13 protein-coding genes are annotated in these 13,985 nt (G+C 68.3%); 9 read left to right on the forward strand and 4 right to left on the reverse strand.

Going from position 1 to position 13,985, the window contains the following annotated elements; genetic code table 11:
• Positions 1-17: 17 nt before the first annotated feature.
• From EV678_RS04410 to EV678_RS04420, 3 genes are all read right to left on the reverse strand, one after another.
• The gene (locus EV678_RS04410) at positions 18-908 is read right to left on the reverse strand and encodes an FHA domain-containing protein (RefSeq protein ID WP_130458641.1); all 891 of its coding nucleotides are present in this window, start codon (positions 906-908) and stop codon (positions 18-20) included.
• Between the two features lie 176 nt (positions 909-1,084).
• On the reverse strand, positions 1,085-1,573 hold the full coding sequence (locus EV678_RS04415) for an FKBP-type peptidyl-prolyl cis-trans isomerase (RefSeq protein ID WP_014237888.1): 489 nt from the start codon (positions 1,571-1,573) through the stop codon (positions 1,085-1,087).
• A gap of 10 nt (positions 1,574-1,583) precedes the next feature.
• Entirely contained in the window at positions 1,584-2,048 is a 465-nt protein-coding gene (locus EV678_RS04420) for a peroxiredoxin (protein WP_014237889.1), read from the reverse strand.
• Between the two features lie 222 nt (positions 2,049-2,270).
• Here EV678_RS04420 and EV678_RS04425 point away from each other — a divergent pair, with 222 nt between their 5' ends.
• The 5 genes from EV678_RS04425 (at position 2,271) to EV678_RS04445 (ending at position 7,823) form a co-directional block, all read left to right on the forward strand.
• Positions 2,271-2,954, forward strand: coding sequence for an SIMPL domain-containing protein (locus tag EV678_RS04425; RefSeq protein WP_130458642.1), 684 nt, complete (start codon positions 2,271-2,273; stop codon positions 2,952-2,954).
• Between the two features lie 135 nt (positions 2,955-3,089).
• Complete coding sequence (locus EV678_RS16455; RefSeq protein ID WP_268907594.1) at positions 3,090-4,580, forward strand: TolC family protein; 1,491 nt, start codon at positions 3,090-3,092, stop codon at positions 4,578-4,580.
• A 2-nt stretch (positions 4,581-4,582) separates the two neighbouring features.
• Positions 4,583-5,863, forward strand: coding sequence for an efflux RND transporter periplasmic adaptor subunit (locus EV678_RS04435; protein WP_130458643.1), 1,281 nt, complete (start codon positions 4,583-4,585; stop codon positions 5,861-5,863).
• On the forward strand, positions 5,863-6,609 hold the full coding sequence (locus EV678_RS04440; protein ID WP_130458644.1) for an ABC transporter ATP-binding protein: 747 nt from the start codon (positions 5,863-5,865) through the stop codon (positions 6,607-6,609). Before EV678_RS04435 ends, EV678_RS04440 begins: the two co-directional genes overlap by 1 nt.
• A complete protein-coding gene (locus EV678_RS04445; RefSeq protein WP_014237894.1) occupies positions 6,603-7,823 on the forward strand; it encodes an ABC transporter permease in 1,221 nt (406 codons plus the stop codon). The genes EV678_RS04440 and EV678_RS04445 overlap by 7 nt, the downstream gene beginning before the upstream one ends.
• Positions 7,824-8,063: 240 nt before the next feature.
• Here EV678_RS04445 and EV678_RS04450 read toward each other — a convergent pair whose 3' ends face one another.
• On the reverse strand, positions 8,064-9,560 hold the full coding sequence (locus tag EV678_RS04450) for a methyl-accepting chemotaxis protein (RefSeq protein ID WP_130458645.1): 1,497 nt from the start codon (positions 9,558-9,560) through the stop codon (positions 8,064-8,066).
• A 231-nt stretch (positions 9,561-9,791) separates the two neighbouring features.
• On the opposite strand from EV678_RS04450, the gene EV678_RS04455 reads away from it, so the two are divergent.
• Genes EV678_RS04455 through bioC form a run of 4 tightly spaced genes read left to right on the forward strand, consistent with a single transcriptional unit; the run spans position 9,792 to position 13,828 of the window.
• Entirely contained in the window at positions 9,792-11,120 is a 1,329-nt protein-coding gene (locus EV678_RS04455; RefSeq protein ID WP_130458646.1) for an adenosylmethionine--8-amino-7-oxononanoate transaminase, read from the forward strand.
• Positions 11,117-12,292 carry an 8-amino-7-oxononanoate synthase gene (bioF, locus tag EV678_RS04460; protein WP_130458647.1) on the forward strand — a complete coding sequence of 392 codons (1,176 nt, stop codon included), beginning with the start codon at positions 11,117-11,119 and terminating at the stop codon, positions 12,290-12,292. The genes EV678_RS04455 and bioF overlap by 4 nt, the downstream gene beginning before the upstream one ends.
• 10 nt (positions 12,293-12,302) lie before the next feature.
• The gene (locus EV678_RS04465) at positions 12,303-13,055 is read left to right on the forward strand and encodes an alpha/beta fold hydrolase (protein ID WP_130458648.1); all 753 of its coding nucleotides are present in this window, start codon (positions 12,303-12,305) and stop codon (positions 13,053-13,055) included.
• Complete coding sequence (bioC, locus tag EV678_RS04470; protein WP_130458649.1) at positions 13,055-13,828, forward strand: malonyl-ACP O-methyltransferase BioC; 774 nt, start codon at positions 13,055-13,057, stop codon at positions 13,826-13,828. The genes EV678_RS04465 and bioC overlap by 1 nt, the downstream gene beginning before the upstream one ends.
• Positions 13,829-13,985: the final 157 nt, after the last annotated feature.

The following is a 13,985-nucleotide window of genomic DNA, read 5'->3' on the forward strand; positions in this document are numbered from 1 at the left end:
TTTTCGTGAAGCCGGGATCAGCGGTAAAAGACCTGGAAGCGCACCTTGCCCTGGTCGCCCAGGATCACCACATCCCCGTCCTGCAGGGTCACCTCGCCCACGCGCTGGGCCATGTTGCCGTTGTGGAAGGTGCCGTTGGTGGACTGGTTGTCCCGCAGCAGTAGCTTGCCGCCGATGGGGCTGACCCAGGCGTGGCGGTTGGAAACGTGGGGATCGCCGATGACCACGCTGGCCTCCACCGAGCGCCCCAGCATGAGGCCCTGGCCCACGGGGAATTCCTGGCCCTGCAGGGGGCCGGCAATGCAGCGCAGGCAGGCCACCGGCTCCGGCCGGGAAACCAGAGTGGCATCGCTGCCCGGCATTGCCTCGGCAACGGCAGCAGGAGCGGCAGGTGCCGGTGCCACCGGCGGCAGGGTCGCCACCGGCGACGGCACGGCAGGCTCGACGCGGCCAGCCCCAGGCTGGGACGCCTCGCCGGCCAGCAGGCGGCGGTAGGTGGACACCTTGTTCCAGTGGATGATCCAGCACACCAGGCTGACCAGGCCGAACAGCAGGCCGAGGAAGGGAATGGGCGAAAGCAGGCCGAAGATGCAGCTGATGAGGCCCACGGTCAGGCCGCCGTCGCCGAAGGCCTGGGTCTGCCGCGCCTCGCCCTCCCGCTTGAGGGCGCTGGAGAGGATCACCACCGCAGCCAGCCAGACGATGAAGCCGATGGCAGGAATCAGGGTCAGCCACACCAGGGCCGAGGGAATGGCCGGGCGGAATTCGGGACGGGTGGCATCCAGGCAGCGCTGCAGGTTGAGCAGATAGAAGACCATGGCGACGATGACGCCGATGGCGAACAGCAGGACCAGACCGACAACGATGAAGCCCAATCCCACCATGGCATTGGCTGCGGAATCGTGCATGGAGTTCTCCCTGAAACGGCCCGTGGCCCGGGCCTGTCAATGATTTGAGTGCAACGCGGCAACTGGCTCGGGACTATAGACCAGCCCCCCGAGCTAAGCAAACGGCATGACCGGCGCCCCATGAAAAAAGGCCCTGCAGCAGCAGGGCCCTTTCACGGCACGGAAGCGGGACGGGATTACTCGTCGTCGCACTCGCCGTCGTCGTGCACGTGACCGTGTTCCAGCTCGGTGGCGCTGGCGGGGCGCACGGCGGTGACGGTGCAGGTGAACACCAGGGCGGTACCGGCCAGGGGATGATTGCCGTCCAGGACCACCTTGCCGTCGGCGATGTCGGTGACGCGGTAGAGGATGAAGTCATCGTCGTCGCTGCCTTCCGGGGCGCCTTCGAACTGCATGCCCACTTCCAGGGTCTCGGGGAAGTTTTCCCGGGGCTCCATCTGCACCAGTTCGGAATCGTATTCGCCGAAAGCGTCGTCCGGCTGCAGCTTGACCTTGACGGTTTCGCCCACGCTCTTGCCCTGCAGGGCCTCTTCGATCTTGGGGAAGATATCGTCGTAACCGCCGTGGATGTAGACCAGCGGATCCTTGCCCGCATCCACCAGGACGCCGTCCGGATCGGTGACGTTGTAGTCCAGGGTGACGACGGTATTCTTAGCTACTTGCATGGGGAATTTCCTAAAGTTCCTTGGCCAGGCGCAGCATTTCCAGCGCATGGCCCTTGGCGTTGACGCCGTAGAAGGCGTGGCGAACAAGGCCCTGTTTGTCGATGACGAAGGTGGAGCGGAGGATGCCGTGCTTTTTCACGCCGTCCACTTCCTTCGCCTGCCACACCCCGTAACGACGGCAGACCTGGCCCTCCTCGTCCGACAACAGGCGCACGGAAATGCCGTGCTTGTCGCGGAACGCGGCGTGACGCAGACAGTCGTCCCGGCTGATGCCGAGCAGGGTGCAGTCCCGGCGCTCGAACTCGTCCTCGTGATCGGAAAAGTCCGTGGCCTCCAGGGTGCAGCCCGGGGTGTCGTCTCTGGGGTAGAAGAAGAGAATGATGTGGCGCTTGCCCTTGTATGCCGCAAGCTCCACCAGCTCCATGTCTGCATCCGGAAGCGCGAACTCCGGCGCAGCCTGACCAGGTTTCAGCATTGCTGTCTCCTCAAAGACGCCTCAAGGACCTTGCCCGAGGTGAGCCGATTCTAGCCGAGCTTGAAGGGCCGTGCCAGCGACCGAACAAATGTCCGGGAGGGCCGGCGGCGGCGTTAGAATGACCGATTGCACCGGGCCGGCGGCATCGCTATTCATCCAGCATTGACGGAACCTTCATTCGCCTGCCCGGGTCAGCCTCTCTTTGCCGTCGAAAGGAAAGCCATGCATCCCTCCCGCCCGACCTCCCGCCTCAGCTTCGCCCTGCTCGCCCTCGGCCTCGCCGCTGCCGCCCAGGCCGGCACCACGGTGGACCTTTCCGCCAGCGCCAGCCGCAGCGCCCCCAACGACCTGGTCCTGGCCAGCGTCTTCGCCGAAGCCAGCGGCCCCACCACCGCCGACCTGGCGCAGAAGGTGAACACCCAGATCGCCGAAGGCCTGCGTACCGCCAAGGCCTACAAGGACGTCAAGGTGCGCAGCGGCGGCACCCACACCTATCCGGTCTACGGCAAGAGCGGGCGCATCGAGTCCTGGCGCATGCGCTCCGACATCGCCCTGGAAGCCCGGGACGCCGGCGCCCTCTCCGAGCTGCTGGGCAAGCTGCAGGCCACCATGGGCGTGGGCGGAGTGCAGTTCATGCCGACCCCGGAAACCCAGAAGAAGGCCGAGGACGAAGCCACCGTGGAGGCCATCGCCGCCTTCAAGGCCCGGGCCAAGCTGGTGGGCGACACCCTGGGCAAGTCCTGGCGCATCAAGCAGCTCAGCGTCGGCAGCAGCGGCGGCCGCCCCCCCGTCTATCCGCGCATGAAGAGCGCCCTGATGGCCGCCGAGGCCGTTCCCATGCCCCTGGAAGGCGGCGACTCGGCCGTCACGGTGAACATTTCCGGCCAGATCGAACTGGCCGATTGAGGCCGCCACGCCCCCGCCCGGCAGGATGGCCGGACGGGGGCCGATGCAACATCCGGTAACAACTTGCCGTCCCGGTACGGCCCAGGGGCCCGCTATACTTCGGCTCAAAATTCCTAAGGCTTCGGCCGCGCCCCGATGAAACCCGCAACCATGCCCGTGACGGCACCTGCCCGCTCCGCTTTCGCCCCCCTTCCCCTGGCCCTGGCGTTCGCCTCGGTCCTGGCCGCCGCCCCGGCCCTGGCCCTGGACCCCCTGGGCAGCGACGCCCTGGCGCCGCCCCGACCGGCCCTCGGCGGCAGCGAGGGCCAGGGCGCCAATCCCTGCCCCGAGCAGCCGGTGAGCGGTGCCCTGTCCCTCACCGAGGTGGTGGAGCGGGCCCTTTGCCACAATCCCCAGACCCGGGAAGTGTGGGCCAACGCCCGGGCCCAGGCGGCCCTGGTGGGCGTGGCCCAGGCGGCCTACCTGCCCGGCCTCAGCCTCAGCGCCGGCCAGAGCCGCAACCGCAACGACAGCCGCAAGCCGGAGAGCTACACCCAGAAGAATGCCGGCCTGACCCTTTCCTACCTGCTGTTCGACTTCGGCGCCCGGGCCGCCACCCTGGAGAATGCGCGGCAGTTGCTGGCCGCCGCGGCCGCCACCCAGGACAGCACGGTGCAGGCCGTGTTCCTCGCCGCCCTGCAGGCCTACTACCAGGTCCAGGCCACCGAGGCGGCCCTGGTGGCCGCCCGGGAATCGGAACGGGCCAGCCTGGAAAGCTTCAACGCCGCCGATGCCCGCTACAAGGTGGGCACCGCCACCCCGGCGGACCGGCTGCAGGCCCAGACCGCCTACTCCCAGGCCTCCCTCAAGCGCATCCAGGCTGACCGGGATTTCAAGAATGCCCAGGGCACCCTGGCCAACGTCATCGGCGGCGAGGCCCACCGTCCGCCGGCCCTGGTGCCCGCCACGCCGGTGGTCGCCCCGACCCGGGAATTCACGGCGGATGTGGACGCCCTGGTGGCGGAAGCCCGGCGCCGCCGGCCCGACCTGGTGGCGGCGGAAGCCCAGTACCAGGCGGCCCAGGCCAATGTGGAGGCGGTGCGCGCCGCCGGCCTGCCCACCCTGTCCCTCACCGCCGGTCCGGCCTACCAGGACCTGGGCGGCAACGTCAGCAATACCTCGAGCATCGGCGTCACCCTCAACGTGCCCCTGTTCACCGGTTTTTCCACCACCTACAAGGTGCGCAACGCCGAATCCCTGAAGGAAGCCCGGGAAGCCCAGCGGGAGCGCATCCGCCAGCAGGTGGCCCTGGACGTGTGGAAGGCCTATCAGGGCCTCATCACCGCCGGCCAGTCCCTGCAGACCACCGCCGACCTCCTGGTCTCCGCCGAAGCGGCGGAAAAGGTCGCCCTGGGCCGCTACAAGGCCGGCCTGGGCAGCATCCTGGACGTCCTCAACGCCCAGAGCGCCCTGGCGGCGGCCCGCCAGCAGCGGGTCCAGGCCACCTTCGAGTGGAACGTCTCCCGCGCCACCCTGGCCCAGTCCATGGGCAACCTGGACATTTCCCTGCTGCAAAGCCTCCCCGACGCAGCCACCGCCAATGCCGGCCAGCCCGCCGCCAGCGGCTCCATCCAAGGCTCCAACTGATCATGAAACGCCCCCAGAAGAAAACCGTCGTCCTGATTCTGGCCGCCCTGCTCCTCGCCGGCGGCGGCTACGTCGCCTACCAGAAGCTCACCGCCCCGGGCCTGGAGCAGCGCTACAAGCTGCAGACCCTGGAAAAGGGGGAACTGACCCAGAGCGTCTCGGCCAACGGCACCCTCAACCCGGTGACCCTGGTCAATGTGGGTACCCAGGTTTCCGGCACGGTGAAAAAGCTCTACGTGGATTTCAACGACCAGGTGAAGCAGGGCCAGATATTGGCCGAGCTGGACGACTCCCTCTATTCCGCCCAGGTACACCAGAGCGATGCCAACATCGCCAGCGCCAGGGCCTCCCTGGACCTGGCCATCGCCAGCGAGGAACGCATGAAGTCCCTCTTCGCCCAGGAATACGTCAGCCGCCAGGAACTGGACCAGGCGGTGCAGGCCCGCCGCAGCGCCCAGGCCCAGCTCAACCAGTACAAGGCGGCCAACGACAAGGACCGGGCCAATCTGGGCTACTCGGTGATCCGCTCCCCGGTTTCCGGCGTGGTGGTGGACCGGCAGATCGACGTGGGCCAGACCGTGGCCGCCAGCTTCCAGACCCCCACCCTGTTCAAGATCGCCCAGGATCTGACGGCCATGCAGATTTACACCAGCTTCGCCGAGGCCGACATCGGCAACATCAAGGTGGGCCAGCCGGTGAAGTTTAACGTGGATGCCTTCCCCAACCGCCAGTTCAAGGGCGAGGTGAAGCAGGTGCGGCTCAACCCCACCACCCAGCAGAACGTGGTCACCTACAACGTGGTGGTGGTGGTGGACAACCCGGAGCAGATTCTCCTGCCGGGCATGACCGCCTATGTGAACATCGCCGTGGCCAAACGCAACGAGGTACTGCTGGTGCCCAACGCGGCCCTGCGCTACAAGCCCAACGGCGGCCAGAAGCCGGCCCCGAATGCCGCCAGCAATGGCGCCCCGGCCGGCGGCCCGCCGGGAACGGCCGGGCCCGGCGCCGGCCGTGAAGGCGGCCCCGGCAACGGCGGCAATGGTGGCAAGGGTGCCGGCGAGCGCCAGCGCAAGCGGGACAGCGCCAGCGGCACCGTCCATGTGCTGCGCGGCGGCGAAGTGGTGCCGGTCAGTGTCAGCCTGGGCATCACCGACAACCGCAACACGGAAATCGTCGGTGGCGAACTCAATGCGGGGGACCAGGTGATCGTCGGCGAGAACCTGCCGGACGGCGCCAATGCGGGCGGCAGCAGCGGCGGCACCATGCGCATGAGGATGTTCTGATGAGCGCTGCGACGGCCTCCGCCGACGCGGCGGCGGTGATCGAGGTGGCAGGCCTGGACAAGGCCTACGACACGCCCATGGGCCCCTTCCCGGTGCTCAAGGGCGTCAGCCTTGCCATCCATGCCGGCGAGTTCGTCGCCATCATGGGCCCCTCCGGCTCCGGCAAGTCCACCTTCATGAACATCCTGGGCTGCCTGGACCGGCCCAGCGGCGGCGACTACATCCTCGACGGCAAGCACGTCTCGGCCCTGGACAAGGACCAGACCGCCCTGCTGCGCAACCGCACCATCGGCTTCGTCTTCCAGGGCTTCAACCTGCTGCCGCGCATGAGCCTGGAGGACAACGTGGCCCTGCCCCTGGTCTATTGCGGCGTGGACAAGGAAGAGCGGCGCCAGCGGGCCCGGGAACTGCTGGCCAAGGTGGGCCTGGGCCAGTACGCCAAATCCCTGCCCAACCGCATCTCCGGCGGCCAGCAGCAGCGGGTGGCCATCGCCCGGGCCCTGGTGAACCGGCCCCGCCTGATCCTGGCCGACGAGCCCACGGGCAACCTGGACAGCCACACCAGCGAGGAGATCATGGCCCTGTTCGAGGAACTGAACCGGGAGGGCATCACCATCGTCCTGGTCACCCACGAGCCGGATATCGCCCAGCACGCCAAGCGCCAGGTGCGCTTCCTCGACGGCCGCATCGTGCACGATGCGCCGACCCACCACGACCTGCCCGCCGGGGAGGTCCAGCCATGCTGACCGCCATGCTCGGCGAAGCCTGGCGCGCCATGGGCGCCAACCGGCTGCGCACCTTCCTCACCATGCTCGGCATGGTCATCGGCGTCGGCGCCGTGGTGCTGATGCTGGCCATCGGCCAGGGCGCCCAGTACGCCGTGGCCCAGTCCATCAACTCCATGGGCAGCAACCTGTTCATCGTCCTCTCCGGCTTCACCAACGCCGGCGGCGTGCGCAGCGGCAGCGGCAACGCCCCCACCCTGACCGTCACCGATGCGGAAGCCATCACCGAGCTGGACGGGGTGGAAACGGCGGCGCCGGTGCACCAGGGCTCGGCCCAGCTGGTGTATGGCTCGAGCAACTGGAACTCCTATGTCATCGGCACCACGCCGGCCTATCTGGACGTGCGCTCCTGGGCCCTGGTGGACGGCTCGCCCTTCACCGATTCGGACCTGCGGGCCTCGACCCGGGTGGCCCTGATTGGCAAGACCGCGGCCCAGAACCTGTTCGGCGCCGAGAACCCGACGGGCAAGACCCTGCGCATCGGCCAGGCCCCCTTCCTCATCCTCGGCGTGCTGGCGCCCAAGGGCCAGAGCCTGGACGGGCGGGACCAGGACGACGTGCTCATCGTTCCCCTCACCACGGCCCAGCGCAAGCTCTTCGGCACGCCCTTCCAGGGCTCGGTGCGGGCCATCATGGTCAAGGCCGCGGCGCCCGAGGTGATGCCGGCGGTGGAAAATTCCATGAACGCCCTGCTGCGCCAGCGGCACCGCATCCGCCCCGGCCAGGACGACGACTTCAACGTGCGCAACCTCACCGCCGTGGCCGATTCGGCGGCGGAAACCACCCGCATCATGTCCCTGCTGCTGGGCGCCATCGCCTCCGTCTCCCTGCTGGTGGGCGGCATCGGCATCATGAACATCATGCTGGTCTCGGTCACCGAACGGACCCGGGAGATCGGCATCCGAATGGCCATCGGTGCCCGGGAGAAGGACATCCTGACCCAGTTCCTGCTGGAGGCCATCGTCATCTCCATCGCCGGCTGCCTCATCGGCCTGCTGCTGGGCATCGGCGGCGCCGTGCTGACCAACCTGCTCACCGGCACCGCGGTGATCATCTCCGGCAGTTCGGTCATCGTCGCCTTCAGCGTCGCCGCCGGGGTCGGCATCTTCTTCGGCTACTACCCGGCCCGCAAGGCCGCCCGCCTGGACCCCATCGAGGCCCTGCGCTACCAGTAGATCTTCACAAAGCCCTGCCATATGAGGCAGAGGGGACGCCACTCTCCACCGCATCATCGCGGAGAATGGCGTCCCTTCTTCGTTTCAGGCCTGGTCATAAAGGCGGGCCACAGAGGGCACAGAGAACACAGAGTATAAGCGTCGCCGTGGCAAAAGTTGGTGGCAAAAAAAACGGCGGCCCATGGCCGCCGTTCTTAATCTCTGTGTTCTCTGTGCCCTCTGTGGCTAAGCTTTCCCGCCTCAGTCGATGCGGAAGAAAGCGATGTTCTGCTTCAGCCGCTCGGCCTGGGAATGGAGTTCCTGGGCCGTGGCCGCCAGTTCCTCGGAGGCGCTGGCGTTGTGCTGGGTGGTCTGGTTCACCTGGCTGATGGCCTGGCTGATCTGGCCGGCGCCGATGGCCTGCTCCTCGGAGGAGGCGGCGATTTCCTTGACCAGCTGGGCGGTCTTTTCGATGTTGGGCATCATGTCCTGGAACAGGCGCCCGGCGTTTTCCGCCTGCTCCACGCTCTTGCCGGCCAGTTCGCCGATCTCGTGGGCGGCGGCCTGGGAACGCTCGGCCAGCTTGCGCACCTCGCCGGCCACCACGGCGAAGCCCTTGCCGTGCTCGCCGGCCCGGGCCGCCTCGATGGCGGCGTTGAGGGCCAGCAGATTGGTCTGGTAGGCGATCTCGTCCACGATGCCGATCTTGTCGGCGATCTGCTTCATGGCCTCCACCGTGGCGCCCACGGTCTTGCCGCCGACCTGGGCGTCGCTGGCGGCCCGGGCCGACATGTCCTGGGTCAGGTGGGCGTTGTCCTTGTTGTGCTCGATATTGGCCGACATCTGCTCGATGGAGGCGGAGGTCTCCTCGACGCTGGCGGCCTGCTCGGAGGCGGACTGGGAGAGGCTGTGGGAGGTGACGCTGACCTGATCCGAGGCATTGACCAGGGCATCGGCGCTGACCCGCACCTCCTGGATGACCTTGCGGGTGCGGTCGATCATGCGTTCGGCCGCCTGCAGCATGAGGCCGATTTCATCCTTGGCGTCGGAGGAGGCATGGACCGTCATGTCGCCCTCGGCCAGGGCCTCCATCACCTTCTGCATGCGCTGCACCGGCCCGACGATGGTCTTCATCAGATAGACGGAGAAACCGATGAGCAGGATCAGGCCGCCGATGGCCAGGCTGCCCTGGGTGGTGGCGGCCTTGAAGAAGACCGCATCCACGTCGTCGATGTAGATGCCCGAGCCCACCAGCCAGCCCCATTCCTTGAAGGCCTTGACGTAGGAGATCTTCTCCACCGGCTCGCTCTTGCCCGGCTTGGGCCAGAAATAGGCGTAGTAGCCCTGGCCCACGTCCCGGCCGATGCGGGACATTTCCGAGAACAGGCGGTTGCCCTTGGGGTCCTTGGTCTCGGCGAAATTCTTGCCATCCATCTCCGGCTTGATGGGATGCATGACAATGTTGGCGTTGAAATCCATGAGGAAGAAGTATTCCTCGCCCTCGTAACGCAGGCCCTTGATGGCGGCGGCGGCGGTCTGCCGCGCGTCCTCCTCGGAGAGGCGGCCGGCCTGCTGCTCCCGGTAGTAGTAGGCCAGGATGCCGTGGGCCGTTTCCACCACGTTCTTGGTCTTCAGCTTGCGGTCTTCCAGCAGGTTTTCCTTGAGCAGGAACAGCCCCTGGCCGGAATTGACGAGGAAGCCGGCGACCGCCAGGGCCACCAGCAGGAAAAGCTTCCAACCCAGCTTCATGTTTTTCATCGATTGTCTCCCGCCTCTCAACCCTTAGTTGTGCCAGCGATATTGTTTTGGTCGGCCCCTCCCCGCCTCGGTCGGCGGGGCTGCCGCAGGCTATTCTAGCCATTTTGTCGCCGTCTTTGCGCATCGCTTTTGGCACTGGCCTGCCGGGGCGGGTAAAATGGCGGGCTTGAGGTGGTGGCCCCGGCGCCGCGACCTGTCCACCATCCCTGCCCACCATCCCGCCCACGCCCCATGTCCGCAAACCGCCGCCTCCTGGACCGCAGCCTTGCCGCTGTCTGGCATCCGTGCACCCAGATGCAGCACCACCTGGCGGCCGACGGACTGCCCCTGATCCCCGTCCAGAGCGGCGAGGGGGTATGGCTGACGGACTTCGACGGCCGCCGTTACCTGGACGGGGTCAGCTCCTGGTGGGTCAATCTCTTCGGCCACCGCAACCCGCGCATCAACGCCGCCCTCAGGGACCAGCTGGAAACCCTGGAGCACGTGATCCTGGCCGGCTTCACCCACGAGCCGGTGGTGCAGCTCTCCGAGCGCCTCTCCGCCCTTACCGGCGGCGCCCTGGGCCATGCCTTCTACGCCTCCGACGGCGCCTCGGCCACCGAGATCGCCCTGAAGATGTCGCACCACTACTGGCGCAACACGGGCCAGCCGGAAAAGACCGATTTCCTTTGCCTGGAAGGCAGCTACCACGGCGAGACCGTGGGCGCCCTGGCGGTCACCGACGTGGCCCTGTTCAAGGATGCCTACGCTCCCCTGATCCGCCCCGCCGCCGTGCTGCCCTCCCCCGACGCCCGCCTAGCCCGGGACGGCGAGACCGCCGCCGACATGGCCCGGCGCGCCGCCGCGGCCCTGGAAGCCCATCTGCAAGCCCACCACGGCCACATCGCCGCCCTCATCGTGGAACCCCTGATCCAGTGCGCCACCGGCATGGCCATGCACGATCCGCTCTACCTGAGCCTGGCGCGGCAGGCCTGCGACCGCTACGGCGTGCACCTCATCTGCGACGAGATCGCCGTGGGCTTCGGCCGCAGCGGCACCTTCTTCGCCCATGAGCAGGCCAACATCCGGCCGGACTTCCTCTGCCTCTCCAAAGGCATCACCGGCGGCTACCTGCCCCTCTCCGTGGTGCTGACCACCGACACCGTGTATGAAGCCTTCCTCGACGATGCCGTGACCCGGGGCTTCCTCCACTCCCATTCCTACACCGGCAACGCCCTGGCCTGCCGGGCCGCCCTGGCCACCCTGGACATCTTCGAGCAGGACGGCGTGATCGCCGCCAACCGGCAGCTCTCGGAGCGCCTGCACCAGCTGCTGGAACCCCTGCGCCAGCATCCCCGGGTGCGCCACTACCGGCGCCGCGGCATGATCCTGGCGTTCGACGTGGAAGGGGCCGACGCCTCCTTCTCCCGCCGCTTCTACAAGGCCGGCCTGGAGCGGGAACTGATGCTGCGCCCCATCGGCAACACGGTCTATCTGATGCCGCCCTACGTGCTCTCCGAGGACGAGGCTCGCCATCTCTGCCAGGGCACCCTGGCCACCCTGGAGGCCACACTCGCATGATCTGGGAAAGCCTGGACGCCGAACTCAAAGCCATCGAAGCCGAAGGCCTGACCCGCCGCCGCCGCATCGTCGATTCCCCCTGCGGGCCGGACATGGTGGCGGACGGCAAGCCGGTGCTGGCCTTCTGCAGCAACGACTACCTGGGCCTGGCCAACCACCCGGAAATCGCCGAGGCCATGGCCGAAGGCGCCCGGCAGTGGGGCGCCGGCTCCGGCGCCTCCCATCTGGTGAGCGGCCACCTGCGCCCCCACCACCAGCTGGAAGAAGCCCTGGCCGCCTTCGTCATGCGCCAGCGGGCCCTGTATTTTTCCACCGGCTACATGGCCAACCTGGCCATGATTCCGGCCCTGGTGGGCCGGGGCGACGCGGTCTTCGCCGACAAGCTCAACCACGCCTCCCTCATCGATGCGGTGCAGCTCTCCCGGGCCGACAGCCACCGCTACCGGCACCTGGACCTGGCCCATCTGGAAAGCCAGCTGGCCGCCAGCCAGGCGCCGCGCAAGATGATCGTCACCGACGCCATCTTCAGCATGGACGGCGACATCGCCCCCCTGGAAGAACTCTACGAACTGGCCGAGAAATACGACACCTGGCTGGTCATCGACGACGCCCACGGCTTCGGCGTGGTGGGCCAGGGCCGGGGCAGCGCCGCCGCGGTGAAGCTCATTCCCTCGCCCCGGGTCCTCTACATGGGCACCCTGGGCAAGGCCGCCGGCGTCTCCGGCGCCTTCGTCGCCGGCAGCGCCAAGGTCCTGGAATGGCTGCTGCAGAAGGCCCGCACCTACATCTTCACCACCGCCGCCAGCCCGGCCGTGGCCTGCGCCCTGCAGAAGAGCCTGGAGCTGATCGCCGCCGGCAGCGAGCGCCGGGCCCATCTGGTGACCCTCATAGCCCGCCTGCGCCTGGGCCTGGAACCCCTCTGCGCCGAGCGGGGCTGGCAGCTGCTGGATTCCCCCACCCCCATCCAGCCCCTGGTCATCGGCGACAACGAACCCACCCTGGCCCTGAGCCGGGCCCTGCTGGAGCGGGGCATCTGGGTGCCCGCCATCCGCCCGCCCACCGTGGCCAAGGGCCAGGCCCGGCTGCGCATCACCCTTTCCGCCGCCCACACCGTGGGCCAGGTGGACGCCCTGGTGGCGGCCCTGGCCGAATGCGGGCCGCTGAAAAATTGAGTCCGACGCCATGAATTCCCCCGCCAAGCGCCCCCTGGCCCTGCTCCACGGCTGGGGCCTGGATTCCCGGGTGTGGGAGGCCCTGCTGCCCCACCTGACGCCCCATTTCTCCGTCACCCGGCTGCAGTTGCCCGGTTATCCGGGCCGCCCCGACGGCGCCGACTCGGTGGCCGCCACCGTGGACACCCTGCTGACCGACGTGCCCGAGGGCGCCCTGCTGCTCGGCTGGTCCCTCGGCGGCCAGCTGGCCCAGCTGATGGCGGCCCGGGCCCCCAAGCGCATCGCCGGCCTGGTACTGGTGGCCACCTCGCCCCGCTTCCTCGCCGGCAAAGGCTGGAACGCCGGCCAGCCGGCCAGCCTGCTCGGCGGCTTCTCCGCCGCCGTGGGCCTGGCCCCGGGCCCGGTGCTGCCCCGCTTCGCCACCCTGATGAACCAGGGCGACAGCCTGGCCAAGGACATCAACCGCCAGCTGGCGCCCCTGACCAAGGCCCCCCTGGCGGAAAAGGCCGCCCTGCTGCGGGGCCTGGACTGGCTGCGGGACCTGGATCTGCGCCCCCTGGCGCCCAAGCTGCCCCATCCGGCCCTGGTCATCCACGGCGAGGCCGATTCCCTGATGCCGGTGGAGGCCGCCCGCTGGCTGGCCGCCCAGCTGCCCCACGGCCAGCTGCAGCTCATGGCGGAGGCCGCCCACACCCCCTTCCTGCACGATCCGGCCGCCTTCGCCGGCCATGTGCAGGCCTGGGCGCAAGGACTGCCCGCCTGATGGAAAAACACCACATCCGCCGCGCCTTCGACCGGGCCGCCGATTCCTACGACCAGGCCGCGGCCCTGCAACGCCAGGTGTGCGACGCCCTGGAATCCTCCCTGCCGCCCGGGGACGGCCAGCTGCCCGCCGGCTTTCTCCTCGACGCCGGCTGCGGCACCGGCTACGGCGCCGGCCTGCTGGCCCACCGCTATCCAGGCCACCCCCTGCTCCTGGCCGACTTCGCCCCGGCCATGCTGGCCCGGGCCCGGGAAGGGGACAACGGCGGCCTGCCGCTGTGCGCCGACCTGGAGCACCTGCCCCTGGCCGCCGGCGGCGCCGCCCTCTACTGGTCCAGCCTGGCCGTGCAGTGGTGCGACCTGGGCCACAGCCTCAAGGAAGCGGCCCGGGTGCTGGCGCCCGGCGGCGTCCTCGCCTTCAGCACCCTGGGGCCCGGCACCTTCGCCGAACTGGGGGAGGCTTTCGCCGGCATCGACAGCCATCGCCACGTGCTGCCCTTCGCGCCCCCGGCCACCTGCGGCGAAGCCATGCTCGGCGCCGGTTTCCAGGAACTGCGGGTGGAACGGCGCAAGCTGCAGATCTTCTACCCGGACCTGCGCAGCCTGCTGCGGGCCATCAAGGACATCGGCGCCAACCAGGTGGGCGGTGCCCGCCGCACCGGCTTCCTCGGCAAGGCCGCCTGGAAGACCGTGGAAGCGCGCTACGAACGCCACCGCAGCACCGCCGGCCTGCCCGCCACCTACGACGTGGTGCTGTGTACGGCGGTGAAGTGAGCAGGCGAAAATTCTTTTTTGCCACAGAGGGCACAGAGAACACAGAGGGGAAGAACTGTCCGGCTGCCACGGCCGGCGGCAGCATTCCGTCCCCTCTGTATTTCAGGCTTTTCTCTGTGATCTCTGTGCCCTCTGTGGCCAACGCCTTTCAGTGAGG

Origin of the sequence: Azospira oryzae, from assembly GCF_004217225.1 — a bacterium.
In the GTDB taxonomy this organism is placed as follows: domain Bacteria; phylum Pseudomonadota; class Gammaproteobacteria; order Burkholderiales; family Rhodocyclaceae; genus Azospira; species Azospira oryzae.

Excerpts from the sequence above, each read along its gene's own strand:
- EV678_RS04450 (WP_130458645.1), bottom strand. The coding sequence starts at position 9,560 with ATGAAAAACATGAAGCTGGGTTGGAAGCTTTTCCTGCTGGTGGCCCTG.
- EV678_RS04435 (WP_130458643.1), top strand. The coding sequence starts at position 4,583 with ATGAAACGCCCCCAGAAGAAAACCGTCGTCCTGATTCTGGCCGCCCTG.
- EV678_RS04455 (WP_130458646.1), top strand. The coding sequence starts at position 9,792 with ATGTCCGCAAACCGCCGCCTCCTGGACCGCAGCCTTGCCGCTGTCTGG.
- EV678_RS04420 (WP_014237889.1), bottom strand. The coding sequence starts at position 2,048 with ATGCTGAAACCTGGTCAGGCTGCGCCGGAGTTCGCGCTTCCGGATGCA.
- EV678_RS04440 (WP_130458644.1), top strand. The coding sequence starts at position 5,863 with ATGAGCGCTGCGACGGCCTCCGCCGACGCGGCGGCGGTGATCGAGGTG.
- EV678_RS04465 (WP_130458648.1), top strand. The coding sequence starts at position 12,303 with ATGAATTCCCCCGCCAAGCGCCCCCTGGCCCTGCTCCACGGCTGGGGC.
- EV678_RS04425 (WP_130458642.1), top strand. The coding sequence starts at position 2,271 with ATGCATCCCTCCCGCCCGACCTCCCGCCTCAGCTTCGCCCTGCTCGCC.
- EV678_RS04445 (WP_014237894.1), top strand. The coding sequence starts at position 6,603 with ATGCTGACCGCCATGCTCGGCGAAGCCTGGCGCGCCATGGGCGCCAAC.
- bioC (WP_130458649.1), top strand. The coding sequence starts at position 13,055 with ATGGAAAAACACCACATCCGCCGCGCCTTCGACCGGGCCGCCGATTCC.
- EV678_RS16455 (WP_268907594.1), top strand. The coding sequence starts at position 3,090 with ATGAAACCCGCAACCATGCCCGTGACGGCACCTGCCCGCTCCGCTTTC.
- EV678_RS04415 (WP_014237888.1), bottom strand. The coding sequence starts at position 1,573 with ATGCAAGTAGCTAAGAATACCGTCGTCACCCTGGACTACAACGTCACC.
- bioF (WP_130458647.1), top strand. The coding sequence starts at position 11,117 with ATGATCTGGGAAAGCCTGGACGCCGAACTCAAAGCCATCGAAGCCGAA.
- EV678_RS04410 (WP_130458641.1), bottom strand. The coding sequence starts at position 908 with ATGCACGATTCCGCAGCCAATGCCATGGTGGGATTGGGCTTCATCGTT.